The sequence below is a fragment of the Colwellia sp. MB02u-6 genome, from assembly GCF_014077095.1.
GTDB lineage: Bacteria > Pseudomonadota > Gammaproteobacteria > Enterobacterales > Alteromonadaceae > Cognaticolwellia.
In genome coordinates this window covers 1-16,991 of record NZ_JACGVG010000022.1, presented here as the reverse complement: position 1 = coordinate 16,991, position 16,991 = coordinate 1, and the positions used below count along the sequence as shown (strand labels likewise).

Annotated in this window: 13 protein-coding genes and 3 tRNA genes; 11 read left to right on the top strand and 5 right to left on the bottom strand. The window is 37.6% G+C overall.

What is annotated here, in order from left to right:
- The first annotated feature begins 86 nt into the window (after positions 1-86).
- Positions 87-1,574, top strand: coding sequence for an FMN-binding glutamate synthase family protein (locus tag H4J46_RS01350; protein WP_182231792.1), 1,488 nt, complete (start codon positions 87-89; stop codon positions 1,572-1,574).
- On the opposite strand, the gene rrtA is transcribed toward H4J46_RS01350, so the two are convergent.
- Together rrtA and H4J46_RS01340 are read right to left on the bottom strand one after the other, a co-directional pair.
- Positions 1,564-2,163, bottom strand: a complete 600-nt coding sequence (gene rrtA, locus H4J46_RS01345) for a rhombosortase (RefSeq protein ID WP_182231791.1) — start codon at positions 2,161-2,163, stop codon at positions 1,564-1,566. The genes H4J46_RS01350 and rrtA overlap by 11 nt on opposite strands.
- 203 nt (positions 2,164-2,366) lie before the next feature.
- On the bottom strand, positions 2,367-3,395 hold the full coding sequence (locus tag H4J46_RS01340; protein WP_182231790.1) for a sensor domain-containing diguanylate cyclase: 1,029 nt from the start codon (positions 3,393-3,395) through the stop codon (positions 2,367-2,369).
- Positions 3,396-3,618: 223 nt separating this feature from the next.
- Here H4J46_RS01340 and H4J46_RS01335 point away from each other — a divergent pair, with 223 nt between their 5' ends.
- Both H4J46_RS01335 and ggt read left to right on the top strand, forming a co-directional pair.
- A complete protein-coding gene (locus H4J46_RS01335) occupies positions 3,619-4,245 on the top strand; it encodes a tRNA-uridine aminocarboxypropyltransferase (protein ID WP_182231789.1) in 627 nt (208 codons plus the stop codon).
- A gap of 227 nt (positions 4,246-4,472) precedes the next feature.
- Complete coding sequence (ggt, locus tag H4J46_RS01330) at positions 4,473-6,230, top strand: gamma-glutamyltransferase (RefSeq protein ID WP_259365632.1); 1,758 nt, start codon at positions 4,473-4,475, stop codon at positions 6,228-6,230.
- Between the two features lie 178 nt (positions 6,231-6,408).
- Here ggt and H4J46_RS01325 read toward each other — a convergent pair whose 3' ends face one another.
- Entirely contained in the window at positions 6,409-6,843 is a 435-nt protein-coding gene (locus H4J46_RS01325; RefSeq protein WP_182231788.1) for a hypothetical protein, read from the bottom strand.
- Between the two features lie 247 nt (positions 6,844-7,090).
- Entirely contained in the window at positions 7,091-8,068 is a 978-nt protein-coding gene (gene cysK, locus H4J46_RS01320; protein ID WP_182231787.1) for a cysteine synthase A, read from the bottom strand.
- 425 nt (positions 8,069-8,493) lie between these two features.
- Here cysK and H4J46_RS16995 point away from each other — a divergent pair, with 425 nt between their 5' ends.
- Entirely contained in the window at positions 8,494-9,729 is a 1,236-nt protein-coding gene (locus H4J46_RS16995; protein ID WP_259365631.1) for an RDD family protein, read from the top strand.
- 210 nt (positions 9,730-9,939) lie between these two features.
- Here H4J46_RS16995 and H4J46_RS01310 read toward each other — a convergent pair whose 3' ends face one another.
- Positions 9,940-12,228: a carbohydrate binding family 9 domain-containing protein gene (locus H4J46_RS01310; RefSeq protein WP_182231786.1), complete on the bottom strand. Its 2,289-nt coding sequence runs from the start codon at positions 12,226-12,228 to the stop codon at positions 9,940-9,942.
- 814 nt (positions 12,229-13,042) lie between these two features.
- Here H4J46_RS01310 and H4J46_RS01305 point away from each other — a divergent pair.
- From H4J46_RS01305 to H4J46_RS01275, 7 genes are all read left to right on the top strand, one after another.
- Positions 13,043-13,807 (top strand): DUF599 domain-containing protein, encoded by a 765-nt coding sequence (locus H4J46_RS01305; protein ID WP_182231785.1) that lies wholly within the window; start codon positions 13,043-13,045, stop codon positions 13,805-13,807.
- Between the two features lie 6 nt (positions 13,808-13,813).
- Complete coding sequence (locus tag H4J46_RS01300; protein ID WP_182231784.1) at positions 13,814-14,305, top strand: DUF2919 family protein; 492 nt, start codon at positions 13,814-13,816, stop codon at positions 14,303-14,305.
- 61 nt (positions 14,306-14,366) lie between these two features.
- Positions 14,367-15,101 (top strand): DNA polymerase III subunit epsilon, encoded by a 735-nt coding sequence (gene dnaQ / locus H4J46_RS01295; protein WP_220462898.1) that lies wholly within the window; start codon positions 14,367-14,369, stop codon positions 15,099-15,101.
- Positions 15,102-15,226: 125 nt separating this feature from the next.
- On the top strand, positions 15,227-16,483 hold the full coding sequence (locus H4J46_RS01290) for a TIGR03503 family protein (protein WP_182231783.1): 1,257 nt from the start codon (positions 15,227-15,229) through the stop codon (positions 16,481-16,483).
- Positions 16,484-16,653: 170 nt separating this feature from the next.
- Positions 16,654-16,730: transfer RNA gene (locus H4J46_RS01285), tRNA-Asp, on the top strand.
- A gap of 51 nt (positions 16,731-16,781) precedes the next feature.
- Positions 16,782-16,858 (top strand) — tRNA-Asp (locus tag H4J46_RS01280).
- A gap of 51 nt (positions 16,859-16,909) precedes the next feature.
- A tRNA-Asp gene (locus H4J46_RS01275) sits at positions 16,910-16,986 on the top strand.
- The last annotated feature ends 5 nt before the right edge of the window (positions 16,987-16,991 follow it).

Genomic DNA, 16,991 nt, shown 5'->3' with positions numbered 1-16,991 from the left:
CTTTTCGATACTTTTTGTTGATCATTTCTTGATGAAATATCAGATTTAAATCAACTAAAAAAACCAACAAGATTAATGAGGTAAACATGGATAACATGCTAGGTTATGTAGAAACGCTTTCTGCACTATTTATATTATTGTTGGGGCTGGGCGTAATAGCGATAATTTATATGTACATTGTAGATAAAACGCAGAATAAGCAAGCGATACGGCGTAACTATCCAGTTATTGGCCGGTTTAGATATTTTTTTGAAAAGCAGGGAGAGTTTTTTAGACAATACTTTTTTGCCATGGACCGAGAAGAGTTACCGTTTAATCGAGCCGAGCGCAGCTGGGTCTATCGTGCAGCAAAAAATGTTGACCGTACCGTGGCATTTGGCTCGACACGAAATCTTGAACCCATTGGCACAATAATGTTTATGAACTGTGCTTTTCCGACACTAGAAGAAGACGCGGTACCACCGAGCTCTATTACCTTTGGTCGTCAATGTAGAAAGCCTTACATTACCGATTCAATTTTTAATATTTCAGCGATGAGTTTTGGCGCTTTATCTGCACCAGCAATTAAAGCACTTTCAGATGGTGCAGCAAAAGCAGGATGTTGGTTGAACACAGGTGAAGGCGGCGTTAGTGCACATCATTTGGCCAGTGGTGCAGATATTGTTTATCAAATAGGTACGGCAAAATATGGCGTAAGGAATGAGCACGGACAGTTATGCGACAAAATGTTGGCTACATTAGCGGCTACGCCACAAATTAAAATGTTTGAAATAAAAATGAGCCAAGGCGCTAAACCTGGTAAAGGTGGCATATTGCCGGGCAAAAAAGTGACTGAAGAAATTGCCTCCATACGAGGTATACCGATAGGTGTAGACTCAATTAGTCCTAATGCTCACCCAGAAATCAAGTCAGTTAAAGATATTTTGATCATGGTAAATCGAGTGCGCAAAGTCACTGGAAAGCCTGTAGGTTTTAAAGCGGTTATCGGTGAATCGTTATGGTTAAGAGATTTACTTGAAGAGATTAACCGCCAAGGGCCGGAGTCTGCGCCAGATTTTATTACTATAGACAGTGCCGATGGTGGTACGGGGGCAGCACCACAACCCTTGATGGATTATGTTGGCTTGCCGCTAAAAGAAAGTTTACCGCTGGTAGTTAATTTACTCGTTGAATATGGTTTACGTGACCAAATTAGAATTATATGTGCAGGTAAATTGATCACACCATCAAAAGTTGCTTGGGCACTGGCGATGGGAGCCGATGCCGTAAATTCAGCAAGAGGGTTTATGTTTTCTATAGGCTGTATTCAAGCAATGCAGTGTAATAAGGACACCTGTCCTACAGGTATTACTACGCATGACCCTAGATTACAACAAGGGTTAGACCCGGTCAGTAAAGCCATACGTGTTGCCAATTATCATAAGTACATTCTATACGGTGTTGGGTTGTTAGCACATTCATGCGGTGTTAGCCATGCAAGAGGCTTAGGCCGTCAGCATGTTCGAGTGATACAAGACAACGGTTTATCTATTGCGCTTGATAAATTACATCCCTATAACGAAACTAAGCACTAGCTTTATTAGCCGTATAATAACCCCAGATAAAAGCTAACAAGCCACCGAAGGCGCCATATAAATGAGCATCGGTGGCAACACTTGCACCGATAAGCATTTCTACATCGGCGCTGGCACCGTAAATTTGCTCATGAATGATTTTTGCTATTACACCGATTAACAGTAAATAGCCGGTTTTTTCTTTATACTTGATGTCCATTAATGCCCCCCAAACGAAAAAGCCATGCAGAACACCTGACAGCCCAACATAAAGTTCAATGTTGACAGAAAACCAATAAATACCCAGGCTGCAAACTATCGCACTAGTCATAAACACTAATAGGTAATTTTTATAGCTATAATATTCGCCATGCAAGGCCCATAGCAGAGCTACTGCGGCGGTATTCAGCATAAAGTGGTTAGCATTCGAATGAAAAAAATGGCCTGATATTATGCGGCAATATTCTCCAGCAGTGATTAAGCTGCGATTATAAATGAGCAAGTCAGAAATTTGAGCATCAAAGATAAATGCGCTCAAAGCAAGCGTGAATACGATCAAAGGACCAAGGCTGTGAGTGGCTTTTACGGGTAGAGGTTTTAATTGCAGCATGTGTTTTATTATTTGTTTAGATTTATACCGTGATATTATTCAACGCACTCTAGCAGTTGTTTGTAGCTTTATAAACATTATTTTTATGTGAATATGGCTAGTAATGGCCAGTGAGTATGGATTCACCTTTTTAGCTATATCTACTCAATTAGACTTCAAGAAACAATAAATTTTTCCTACGTAAGTTAAATAACCTAAATAGTTTAAATAACTTCAGAGTAAACTTGATTACGACCTTGTTCTTTTGAAATATAAAGCTGTTTATCTACCCGTTGAAATAAACTGTCTATTGAGTCACCGCTGTTATATTGTGCAACACCAAAGCTACAGGTTACTGATATTTCTTTCGTTACTTGGTATTTGCTAATCATTTCTCTTAATTTATCGCTAGTTTGATGTGCTTGTTTTTGAGAGAGTTCAGGGAAAATAATAACAAATTCATCACCACCCCAGCGAGCAAATAAATCAACATCTCTAATGTTTTCGGCAACAAGTTTGGCTACCATACAAAGAATATTATCACCCACTTTATGACCATATTGGTCGTTAATTTCTTTAAATTTATCTAGATCAAACATCACTAGGGTTAAAGGGTGGTAATAGCGATCAGCGCGTATTATCTCGCTATTTAATACCGCTTCAAAAAGCTTACGATTGGCAATTTCTGTTAAAGGGTCTATGTTTGAAACTAACTCAACCTCGATAATTTTTCGTTCTAATTGTTGGTTTTTTTTGGCTAACTCACCCGTTTTTTGTGCAATAACTTTTTCTAATGATAAGTGACTATCTTGTAATAGTTTGTTTTTTTCAATAAGGTCAGTTTGAGCCATAACTTTTTGATGTATATCATGATGTGCGCCAATCATTCGGTCAACACTACCATCGGAATTTCTTGCTATAATCGCACCGCGATCTGCAATCCATAAATAACTATCGTCTGATTTTTTACAACGATATTCTACCTCGTAAGCGTTAATTTTTCCTGATATATAACGCTCAAACTGATGCATAACTCTAGGATAATCTTCTGGATGGATAATATTTTCCCAAGTAAACACCTCCTTTCTAAAAACAGCAAACTCGTAACCTAACATGTGGTACCAGCCTGGGCTACGGGTCACTATTTTGGTATTGCTATTCCAGTCCCAAACACCTTCAACAATAATATTTAAGATATTATTTAAGGTATGATCTGAAGCGCTAGCTGAACTGTGTTGATAGGTTTTATGCATGGAAATTCCTTGTTAAATGCATTCTGAAGAAAACGATGTTTAAAAACACTCGTTGCCTCGGTACGATATCTACAACGTCCCTAAGTAATAGCGGTGATTGGTTGAATTAGCAATTCGAAATGAGTTAAGTACAACAAGATTAAAAAGTAATGTAATAAATGACTTAAACTCGTCGATAAAGTTTTGTAAACTTAGCTATCGTATTTTTTGTTATTTTAAATAAATGTCCCGAGTTTTATGTCAACAATGTCGACGGCCTGAAAAGGCCTGTATTTGCGCTTTTACTGTCGCTATTGATAACCACATACCTGTTATTGTGCTGCAACATCCCAGTGAAGTTAAGCAAAGCAAAGGTACGGTCAGCTTATTACAACAATCGTTAACAAACTGCGAGGTGATAGTTGGCGAAACCTTTGCAGATTCTGATGTTTTAAGGCAGCGCCTGATACAATACGCTGACAAAATAGTATTGCTATATCCGAGTAAGCAGGCTTTAACGCTAAGCTTTCCAGCGTTAAATATTACCGATAATAATCAAAGTGAGGATATAGAGCGTAAGATGAGTAAAATTAAGTGCATTATTATACTTGATGGTACTTGGAAAAAAGCCTATCGCATGTTTATGAGCAATGCTTGCTTGCATAATATAAATCACATCGTTTTACCGCAAGGCATAGTCAGCCTTTATGAGATTAGAAAAACCAAAAAAGACCATGCGCTATCATCACTTGAAGCATGCTGTCATGCTTTAGCTCGCTTAGAAAATGAGCCTGAAAAGTATCAAAACTTGTTAAATAGCTTTGTAAAGTTTAATCAATTCCAACAATCATTTAGTCAGCATAGTGACTGATGGCTCAATAAAATATATATTTGTTAATCAAAACTTTAGTGTTTTATGCAATGTTATGGTAGTTAAAAGTAGAGCAGTTGCATTAATGAACAGGTCTACTTTATACACAGATAAAACGGTCTAATAAAAGGTCCTTATTGTAATAGCTAGTTATTTAAATTAGCTGAAATGATCAGAAAATTAGTGAAATTAGTATTACTTATCGTAATTATTTATTAAGGAACAGTATGTCAAATTCAGCCATGAAAGGGCTATTATCTTTACTCTTTATTTCTACCAGTTTGTTGGTTGTAGCAGCGCCAGATAAAAAAAGAGAAGACCGTGAACCAGAAGCGGCAACAGGTATTATCGCTAAGCAAACTGTTGTTACTAAGCATGCCATGGTAGCAACAGCAAACCCTTATGCCAGTAAAGCCGGTTTGAATATACTTAAGCAAGGTGGAAGTGCTGTCGATGCTGCTATTGCAGTCCAATTGGTACTAACCTTGGTTGAGCCTCAATCTTCAGGTATTGGTGGCGGTGCGTTTATGTTGCATTGGGATAAAAAAGCTCAGCAGCTAACCACTTTTGATGGCAGAGAAACCGCACCATTGGCGGCAACAACAGATATGTTTTTAGATGAAAATGGTCAAGCTATTCCATGGATAAAAGCCGTTGTTGGTGGTCATGCTGTTGGCGTACCTGGGGTATTAGCGAGTCTTCACAAGGCGCATGTAAAATATGGCAAACTACCTTGGGCGCTATTGTTTAAGGATGCAATTAATTTAGCAGAAACAGGGTTTATTGTTTCACCTAGGCTAGAAAAATTGGTAGCAATGGAGTTTAACCCCGGTATTACGAAATTACCGACGATTAAAAACTACTTTTTTCCTCATGGTGAGGCAATAAAAGCAGGGCAGTTATTACAAAATCCAAAATTAGCGACGGTATATCGTAGTATTGCTAAAAGCGGTATCGATACTTTTTATGAAGGTTGGATCGCGAAAAAAATTGTTGCTGCAGTACAACAATCACCAATTGCCCCAGGCCGTTTAACATTAGCTGATATGAAAAACTATCGCGCAAAAGAATTGCCAGCGGTATGCGGACCCTATCGACAATATCAAGTGTGTGGTATGGGACCACCAAGCTCGGGTGGTGTTGCTGTTATTCAAATACTCGGACAACTTGAGAAATTTGATATTGCAAAACTATCGCTAGCAGATGTTGAGTTTACTCATTTATTTAGCCAAAGTTCTCGTTTAGCATTTGCTGATCGTAATCGCTATATTGCTGATAGCAGCTTTGTGAATGTGCCCACACAGGGTTTGATTTCAAAGCCATATATGGCGCAGCGCTCCGCCTTGATTAACCCTGATAGTGATATGGGTACAGCCGTTGCAGGCACACCCATAGGTGCATTGGCACAAGCCGACGACAACGCTTATGAATTGCCTTCAACAAGCCATATCTCAATTGTTGATGAAGACGGTAATGCTGTTTCTATGACCACCAGTGTTGAAATGGGCTTTGGCTCTGCTGTGATGGTTGAAGGTTTTATTCTCAATAATCAATTGACTGACTTTTCATTAGATCCAAAAAAGAATGGCCAGTGGGTAGCTAATCGTTTAGAGCCAGGTAAGCGTCCGCGAAGCTCTATGGCACCTATGATGGTATTTACTCAAGACAACACTTTAAAGCTTGTTTTAGGCTCTCCAGGCGGCAGCCGCATTATTAATTATGTCGCACAAACTATCATCGCTATTTTAGATTGGCAACTTGATCCACAATCTGCGATTAACTTACCCCACATAACCAATCGCAATAAGGTCACCACATTGGAAAAAGGCAGCGATTTAGTCAAGCTTAAGTCAGCGTTAGAAGCAAAAGGGCATCAGGTTGTGGTGCGTGATTTAAACAGTGGTATTCAAGCGATTGAATTATCGAAGGGTAAATTACGAGGTGGGGCTGATTCTCGTCGCGAAGGTACAGCCATAGGTTATTAACTTTAAGTACAGTTAAAGTAAAGTTTAAAAAAAAACGGCGTCAATATTGACGCCATTTTTATATTCAGATGAATGGTTAGCTTTTATCTTCCTGACAAAAGTTAAGTACCGACATTCATGTCGGCAATGCCAAGGTCGCATGGATGTGAAAGAGTGGCGATGTTACTTTAGGGAGAAATTAAAAAGGGTCTTTTAGTGTTTTTTCGATAATCCACTTATTATCAATTTGTATTAACAGCAATCGTTTAACATCTTTTATACGGTCATTTTGGTAATAACCGTCAAAATAAATCGTAATCTCCGCAGAGTTTTTAAATTGTTCTCTCACTTTAACACCACTACTATCGGGCGTAATATCAACTTTATCGTATGACATATTGAACAAATGACGAGCAACCGCTTTGGATGATTGATAGTGCAGCATAATACGCGATAATCTTGGACTACAAACCGATGCGGCTTTTTTGATGTTGTTTTCATTATATAAGGCATTAAAAAATTCAATGGCAACCACTTCTGGGTTGTCAAGGTTATGAATTTTGTTTTTATTTTCTTTACTACAAGCAGAGAAAAAAATAACAAAACTTAAGATGATTAATTTTAAATTATTCATAGGGCAATAGGTAAATTTGTGAACTTAACGTCACTTTACCGTAAAGATAGGCATCAAAGATAGAGTAAGCTAATTTTTACTGGCTTAAATTGTATAATATTCGAAGATTAAAAAAAGCCTGATTCTTTCAAATCAGGCTTTTAAAAATTCAGCTCAAAATAATGTTAATTAATAACAAAACCAGTAGGTTGTCATAATTTAATCATACTGGTTTAATAATAAAACATTAGCTTGATTTTTTTGGTTATTACGCCATGTCTTCTTCAGAAAATGAATCAGCGAACAATGGACTTGAAAGGTAGCGTTCGGCAGAGCTAGCAAGAATAACGACAATGTTTTTGCCCGCATTTTCTGGTCTTTCAGCAATACGCTTAGCGGCTACAACAGCAGCTCCAGACGAGATACCGGCAAGTATACCTTCTTCTTTCATTAAGCGATGCGCCATTGCCATGCAGTCATCATTTGATACCTGTTCAACGGCATCAATAAGGGAAAGATCTAAGTTGCCAGGAATAAAGCCAGCACCAATACCTTGAATTTTATGAGGACCCGGTGTTAGTTTTTCACCCGCTATTGCTTGAGTAATAACAGGAGAATCTGTAGGTTCAACCGCTACTGAGGTTATTTTATGCTCAGCAACACCTTTAAGATATCGCGTTGTACCGGTAATTGTGCCACCTGTACCCACACCAGCAACGAAGAAATCAATGTTACCTTTAGTATCACGCCAAATTTCAGGCCCAGTAGTTTTTTCATGAATTTCAGGGTTAGCTGGATTATCAAATTGACCTAAAAGTACTGTGTTATCAGGATCAGCATCTTTAATTTCTTGTGCTTTGGCAATAGCACCACCCATGCCTTTGGCACCATCGGTTAGTATTAATTTAGCCCCTAGCGCAATTAATAACTTTCTACGCTCTATACTCATGGTATTTGGCATAGTGAGGGTGATTTTATAACCACGAGCAGCAGCAACAAATGCTAGTGCGATACCTGTATTACCACTGGTGGGTTCGACAATAGATTTACCGGCCACAAGCAAACCTTTTTTCTCAGCATCCCAAATCATATTGGCACCAATGCGGCACTTAATACTAAAGCTTGGGTTACGTGCTTCAATCTTTGCGTAGATATTGGCCGTATTTTCACCCGTAACGATGCGGTTAAGTTTAACTAGCGGTGTATTACCAATTGATGTTGAGTTATCTTCAAATATAGTCGACATTTTTTAATCCTTTTTTCATTGCATTGACCGAGTATGGCATACAGGTTTAATAGATATTTTACGTGTTAACAATCCAAAGCTATTTCAGCTCATTAACACTATTGCAAGTAGGTTAACACTATTGCAAGTAGGTTAACCCTTTATGGCAGAAAAAGAAGTGATATTTCGGTATCTTATATGCAAAAAAGGAATAGATACCTAACCATAGGTCTTAAAAGTGGATTTTTTGCATGCTTGAGTATAGCTTTATGTCATCTATATCGCTGTTGCAATAGTTAACTTACCATCCAGATTTTTTATATTATTATATTTATTGGTCGATAAAATACAGTGACTCCCTAAAGTTGATATAGATAACGGTGGCAGATAATTTATAAACTAAGTTTTGAATAAATTACTCAATAAAGTATCACAAAGAGATTTCAATGATGGCGAAAATTCAAGCAAAAAAATTGTCTGATGAAGAAACGCGTGAAATATTAACACCACTGGCTTTTAAAATTGATAAGTCGCTGTTTGGTATATCATTAGCTGTGCCGTGGCGCCGAGGCATGGCACTATTAGTCGATTTGTGTTTGGTCGCTTTGTTAAGTGGTGCTCCGGGGGAGTTATTGGCTTTTTTAGTGGCGATAACGTTATTTAAACTTGGCAGTAAAAAACGTGGTAATAAATTGGCTAAAAAAAGTGTTTTAAGCAAAATAATTTTACGTGTTTTTGCGGCTTTAATTGTTTTCGTCGTCTTGATTGATATCTTACCCAAGCTCTTTGCGGAGCTAGAGACCTTTAATGATAATGTTGAGCAAGCAGGGCTGAGCCAAGGTACATTATCGAGTAACAAAAATAATCAAAGCCATTTACAAAGTAATGCAGAAAATATGACTGAACCAAGCAGTAATACCTCAGAGGACAATGACTTTATCAAAGTCACACTCACCCTAGCAGCAGGCATTGCAATTTCTCAAACTGACTGTGTTGATTATCCATGTTGGTTGCAGTTGTGTGAAAGTTTATCATCGGCCTATAGTAAGCAAACAGCCTCGACGCTAGAAATTAATAAATTTAATGCTGACTTACTTGAAAGCGTGGCTGAAAAAAGCCATATAAGTCAGCAAGAAATAGCCGAGTTAAGTGTGCAGCTTGAACAGTTACATTTAACTGCTCAGACTAAGCCGGCGTTAATTAAACACAAAATTGAGAAAAAACTTGTAGTTACTGGCGCTGAACAAAGCAATACCACAAGTGAAATAAATAAAAATAAACATCTAGCTGTCGTTGTTCCGTCGAGTTCATCTGTATATAAAGGCTTTGCTTGGTTACAAGGTTTAGTTGAAGATCTGGGGCTCGGCTTTGGTTGGGCAGCATTTTATTTCACCATGTTTACCGCACTTTGGTATGGTCAAACACCGGGCAAAAAGCTGTTTAGTATTCGAGTGATCCAGCTTGATGGTACGCCATTATCAATATGGGACAGTTTTGGGCGTTACGGTGGCTATGGTGCCGGCATAGCAACAGGTTTACTTGGCTTTGCACAGATTTTTTGGGACCCTAACCGTCAAGCTATTCATGATAAAATTTCAGCAACCATCGTAGTTAATGACACTGATATCGATACTGAGAGTAAAATAAGCAGAACCAACACTGCTGAGCAGACGGTTGCTTAAAACCACTGCTATTATTAAATAGCTTCGAAAACTGGTTGAGTACTGAACAACAAAAGTTAAAATGTGCCTGCCTTTAGGCACAAGGGGAGTAGGAAGAGTCATTAACCTGTGTTGCACTGTCAGTTATCAGCGTAATCAAGCGCTTATTTGGTCATTGATTACATTGATAGCTGATGTGATTAAGATTAACTTAGCTGCTGGTATTAATACTTAGGGCAACCATGCATAACTAATTTTACTGTAAATGGTACGTTGATCTCGCGTTAATTTTTTCAATTTATCATCTTGATAACTATTATCTGAATAGCCCAAGTAAAAAACGGTTTGTGGGTTTATCTTATAAGCATAAATTAGCTGTGTTGAGAAGTTGTTATCTTTTACTGAATGGGCGCTGGGATTATTATCTAGGTTAAAATCAATATCAGTGTAAACAACGTTTAATTTCAAATAGCTATAAATATTAAACTGGTATGAAACACGAAGTTCAGTTAAGTTTTCGGTAAACACGTTGGCATTATTGGCCTCTAAATTACTGTAGGTATGCGAAAACTCAAACTCTAAATGTTTATTAACGTTATAATTTATGTAGCCGTAAAGCGCTGTAATATCACCAAGTCGGTCATTAACATAATCAATTTTATCACCAATGGTTAATTCAAGCTCAGTGGAGAATTGCGCTGTTGGCTGAATATAACCATAGATAACGAACTGATTTTCTTGGAAACGCTTGGTGTTACCGTCAATGCTATTATCAATAGGTAAATTAAAATCTAGTTCATGACGACGTAAGCCAATTTTATCAGCGCTAACCAGCTTTGCATCAAACACTGATAGCATTGGTCCATCAATACTGAAGCTTGAAGAGACTGAGCGCTCTAATAACTCACCGTTCTCATTGTGTAATATTTGCCATTGGCCAGCAAACTTCATTTTTTGCCAAGCACTATCAGGCTCGCCATAGATAAAGCGATTAACCAACACGTTACTCTTTTGATAATCAGCACGTGGCATAAAACCTAAATCAGCACGAAATTTTGTGCCTATCTCTTGATGTTCTGAAAACACCTGCCAATATTCAGAATCATGTTCATACTGAATTTTAAAGGCACGGTCGTTAAAGTTTTCTGTTTGGCCGCTGTTGGTAAATTGTGCCGAGTCTTTAGTATCTGCCACCAATATCTGTGCTTGGAATGAGTTTGAATCATTTAGACGATACTTTGAATCAAGTCCTGAGACAAAATTATGATAACTATCGGTTTGGCGTAACGTGCTAATAACACCAAGAGATAAATCGTCGTTAACATCATAGCGATATTTTATTGCCCCTGATTCACTCTTTTCATCTAATGCAATTAATCTTGATCTAGTATTACCAGGCAGAATAATATTGGTTTGCGTATCATTGGTCATAAATGCGCCATAACTATGTTGGCCTTGGGTGCCTGTTAGTTTAGCGCCGTATTCTGGGTCGGCAATGTTGCGCGTGTAGACAAGATCAAAGTTACTGGAAAAATATTCTGAATTTTCAACAAAAAACTGACGTTTTTCATCATAAAATAATGAGAAGGTTTTATTAACACTTAACTGACCGGCATCTGATTCAACATTAGAAAAATCGGGGTTGACGGTAACATTTAATAAAGTGTTGGCATTAATGCCCCAACGTAGATCTAAACCGGCATCAATATCGTTTTCACTTTGCCAATCTGTTTTTGGCGCAAATATTTCACGACTTTCGCTTTTACTCGTGACTAGGGTTGGCGTTATCATAATATTTTTGCTGGCTTTAGCGTCTTTAAATCCAGTTATTTCTGGGATTTGACATAACCAACAAGCATCGTCGCGATCAAGTTCAATGTGAGATATCCGTAAACGTGTATCACGTGGGTATAAGCGCACTAACTCCATTGCCCAAGTTTTAACATCGTCATTTTCGTCAAAATTTAAAATATGATAGGGAATCGCAATTTCAACTTGATAGCCAGTGTTTGTTATTTTACCGGCAGATTGCCAAATACCATCCCACGCTTCGTCTTTACTGCCGGTCATTTCATTGAAAATAGCGTCATGTTGTATGCCGTGTGGATTAACAAAAAACTCGTAGTTTAAACGGCGATTATTGTAAGTATCTAATTTAAAACCAACTAAGTCATCTCTCCAGCGAGTATCGCGGTCACCTAAAAATCCTTGAATTAATTCAGGGTTAGGATCTTGGGCAATAAAAGCGATGTAAAGAAACTCGCCATTTTCAACAATTTTTGCGGTTGTTAAAACTGGGCTGGATTTATTGTTCCAAGGGCTGTTAACAATATTAAGAGATACATCAAGGGCTTGCTGCCATATAGCATCATTTAACTTACCGTCAATTTCTAATTTAAGGTCTACATGGGGAATATTTAATTGTGCCAGTTTAACGGTGTTTTCTTGAGCAACACTAGGCTGTATAAATAGTATAAATGCGCTGGCGAATATAGATAAGCCACGAATACTAAACTTCAAATTTACCACTCCAATCTTATTATTTTATATTTTAACGTAATAACTTTTACATTAACTAGAATTCCTTTTCACAAATTGTTACAAATTTACTAACCAATGGCAATGCAAACTTCTGTTTTAGTAGAAAAAAGCCTCTGTTAATGATGGTTTCTTTAGCAATATAAAAATATGACCTTACTTATTTTGTTACTTATGACACTATTTATAGTGTCATTGATGAGACAAAGTATGAGGCTTATGTAAGCTAAGCATCGCTAGGTTTAATCAACAAACGCGTTCATTCAGAACCTGATTTTAATGCGATAGAGAGTCGCTTGGTCGATGACCTTTTGCTATGTCGGTGCATATTTTGGGCGTTAATTTAGAAGCGCGAGATCAATAGTTGAATGATTTTTTTGGCGATGATTAATAAAAAATACAAAGTTTGTAGATTAAATTGCTAGGCAGTGTGTCAATCGGTTAATTGAGTAATAAATACCTTTTCGCCATCGGGGTTCAATGGGCTAGTTTTGCTTAATTTTAGCGTTTAGGCGCTTATTTAGGTTACAATTAACTTGGCTGATAAAGCAGTTTTTATTACCTAGTTACTTGTTAATACGATTAATTTACCATCCTATTTTTTAGCTTTTTTAGTATAACGTCAAGTAACCTAATTCGTTACTTTAATTAATATTATTATACAAAAGTTATACAGAAATTATGAAGAATTAATGAAGAATTAATGAAGAATTAATGAATGATTACTCGAATCTTAAAAAATTGTAGAGCATAATAACTTCATCTTTATTAAAAATGATAAGTCTTTGTAAATACTATGCCATTTTCTCTGCTTGATGTTATCGCGCTTTGCTGTTTTTTTATTTGTTGGGTGGGGTATACCGGGTTTTCACGTAAAAAAGCAAAAACAACGAACTGTGTTGCAAGATGCTTGCATCAACATAGAATTTACTGGATGAATGAAGTTATTGGCCGTGATGTTCGGGTTAGTGAGGCCGCATTACTCGCTAATTTAGAACGTAATATTGCCTTTTTTGCTTCCTCTACTTTGTTAATATTAGCTGGTGTTTTAACACTGTTTGCTCAAGTTGAGCGACTTGAGTCAGTGATTGGCTCCATTCCATATGCTAACTTTCCTAATCATGTGATGATCCAATTAAAGCTCAGTTTGCTGGCGTTCATTTTTGTTTTGTCATTTTTTCAATTTACTTGGTCAATGCGCCAATATGGTTTTGTGAATGTTATGATTGGTGCTTGTCCGTTTGACCCGAGTGGTCACAATGAAAATTTGAAAAAATACGCTGAACAAATAGCCGTAGTGCAAGACCAAGCGGCTCATGCTTATAACTATGGTTTACGCTCTTATTATTTCTCTATTGCTGCTTTATGTTGGTTTTTTCATCCATTAGTTTTTATGATAGCCAGCTTATTTGTTGTTTATACTTTGTACAACCGAGAATTTCGCTCAAAAGCAGTAAAAGCGATTACCTTAGGGCAAAAGTATTTAGAAATTGAGTCTGTTGCTAGGCATGCAAAAGCGGACAACAAAACAGAAATTGATCAAAGTGTTATTGATAAGTAATGGTTTATGTCAGCTAAATATTACGCCCACTTTTTACCAAAACACTTTGATAGCTTTGACTGCTTAAAATTAGCACCCGGTATTTACATTATTTTACTGTTTATATTGCGTGCCTATATTATTTGGATCATGTCAGTGACTAATATGCGTGATCACGTGGGTATGATTCAATGGGTTTTTCCACAAACAGCACTGTTTTATTTAAATTTAGCGTCAGGTGTTATTGGCTTATTTATTGTACTTATATTAAGTTTACGCCGACCTAAAGCGCAAATTTGGGTACGTATTTGTTGGCGAAAATGTAAAGTATTACTCATTGTAGCGTTAACTTTTGATTTGCTTATTGGAGTTTTAGGCTATTTTATTTGGCAACTTCAATCGATAACTTGGTTGCTAATGCATTGTTCGTTGGTAATATCTGCGATTGTCTATATTTTATTGAGTAAAAGACTTACCATTAACATTGCAGAATTTCCTGAAGCTTTACCTGAAAAGTGACATTAAAAGTCTTCATACCATCATGTAAAAAAAGGCATGACAAAAATTTAAGGGTTAGACATTGATTGAACAAAATACACAAGACGAACGGCTGATCATACTGGATACAGAAACCACAGGTCTCAATCCTCGTGAAGGGCACCGTATTGTTGAAATTGGTTGTGTAGAGATGATCAACCGTCAGCTCACAGGCAGAAATTTTCACGTTTATGTTAAGCCAACGGTGCGCGGCATACAAATGGTAATGGACCAAGAAGTTATTAATATTCATGGTTTAACCGACGATTTTTTACGTGACAAACCAGTGTTTGAACAAGTAAGCCAAGATTTTGTTAATTTTATTAAAGGTGCTCGTTTAGTTATTCATAATGCCAAGTTTGATGTTGGTTTTATGGACCATGAGTTTTCGATGGTGCGAGGCCTGCCTAAAACAACTGATATTTGTAGTATTACCGATACCTTAAAAGTAGCCAAAGACGAATTTGGCTCACCTAAGACCTTAGATTACTTAGCCCGTTTTTATAAGGTTGATAAATTAATTGACCGTACTTACCATGGTGCGTTAATAGATGCGCAGTTACTGGCGTTTGTTTACATTGAAATGACCCGTAAACAGGCAACGTTGAACTTGCAATCAGGTGACAGCCAAGTAGAAGATGCCAACGCCATTCGCAGGGTGAATAGTAGCAACCAAAAATTAAAGGTTTTGGTTGCTACTGCCGATGAACTAGTTGAGCACAAAAATCGTTTAGTTATTGTTAATGACAAAGGGGCTGCGCCACTATGGTTGAAATAAGCAGGATTGACATAAATAGGGTTGAAATAGTCAAGGCTGAAATAAATACGATAGAAAAAAGTAAAGCAAAAATAGCTTTGTTTAACACCAAACCATTATTCATAGAACGCTGTGCTCAGGTGATAATGGCACTATTGTTTAGCTTAAGCGCAAATGCGCAGCAAATAGGCGCTGAAATTGAATATGTTGATGATAGTGCCACTAATCAAATACCTTATTTTGACAATCGCTTTCGTATTGACGAACAACTTGATGAAGTAACACTGATATTTTATCGCCGCAGTGGCGCCAACCCCATTATTCTTATCCGCCCCGATGGTTCAAAACTAAACATCAACAATTACCCTGAAGATAAAGTGCAATGGTTTGATGATCTAACCTTCGATATGCTCAAGATAAAGTCACCCATGATTGGTCCATGGCAAGTGATAGGACAAGTACAAGCCAACAGTAAAATTATGGTGGTATCAGAAATTAGATTAGAAGTGACACCACTACCCGAAATTATTTTACAAGGTGAAACATTAAAAGTGGTAGCGCGCCTATTTAATGGTGATTTGATCATTGACGACCCTTTATTTCAAGACGTATTAACACTTAATGTTGATTTTTTTAGTACCAATAACTCGGCCTTCGATAATTTTGGCGCAGCGCCGATTCAATTAGCTTCATTTCATGATAACGGCAGAGATTTAGACGAACATGCCAATGACAGCTTATTTACTGGTGAATTTGAGTTGGATTTTGCCCCAGGCGAGTGGCAACCTATTTATATCGTTAAAATACCTATGATCACAAGAGAGTTACGACAAAAGCCGATTGTAGTGCAGAAAAATCCCATCAGCATATCAGTAGTGACAAACCAAGGTGAAAATAATACTCATATGGTTACATTTACTATTGATGATAGTTTAGTCAACGCTGACAGTATTCTCATTCAAGGCAAAGTGACCTTTCCAGATCAACAAGTAGAACCTTTTACTGTAGTACAAGAGCGAGGACTAACCCGTACGCATACAATTGCCTTTGCCGAGCCTGGAGTGCACCGTATAAAAGTAAGGGTGTTTGGTGATATTCAAAACGGCAGAGAGTTTCAAACAATATTACCTGAGTTTACTTTTAACGTTGACCGCTTACCCAAAACAGGTATCTTATCGGTTAACCACGGGTCTAATAATTTAACCTCTGAGCAAAAAAGTGCACAAGCAATCGCTAATGTAGCGATTGCAGCTGAAAAACTTGCCCAAGTAAAAGCAATACAAGAAGCTAAAGTTGCCAACAAACAACAAGCAACACTTTTGTATATTGTTGGTGGAAACAGCTTGGTGATCATAATTGCCGCACTGATGTTTGTTTTTATACGACGTAAAAAGCGTAAATAAAATGGCTTAATGGTATTTTATTTTGGATTTTTGCTGTTAAAAACGTCGTATTGCTCATCAATTAGACATATAAACAAATGAATGGAAAAAACTGGTTGACGGCATCGAATCTTAACCGTATTATCTCGGCCGCATTCAACGAGTTGTGTTGAAAGCAGTGATTAATATGTGGAGTGGTAGTTCAGTTGGTTAGAATACCGGCCTGTCACGCCGGGGGTCGCGGGTTCGAGTCCCGTCCACTCCGCCAATTAATCAAAAGGTTGTAAGTCCTTTTAAAATTTACAGAAGCAAGATGTGTGGAGTGGTAGTTCAGTTGGTTAGAATACCGGCCTGTCACGCCGGGGGTCGCGGGTTCGAGTCCCGTCCACTCCGCCAATTGTTTCAAAGGTTGTAAGTCCTTTTAAAATTTACAGAAGCAAGATGTGTGGAGTGGTAGTTCAGTTGGTTAGAATACCGGCCTGTCACGCCGGGGGTCGCGGGTTCGAGTCCCGTCCACTCCGCCAATTGT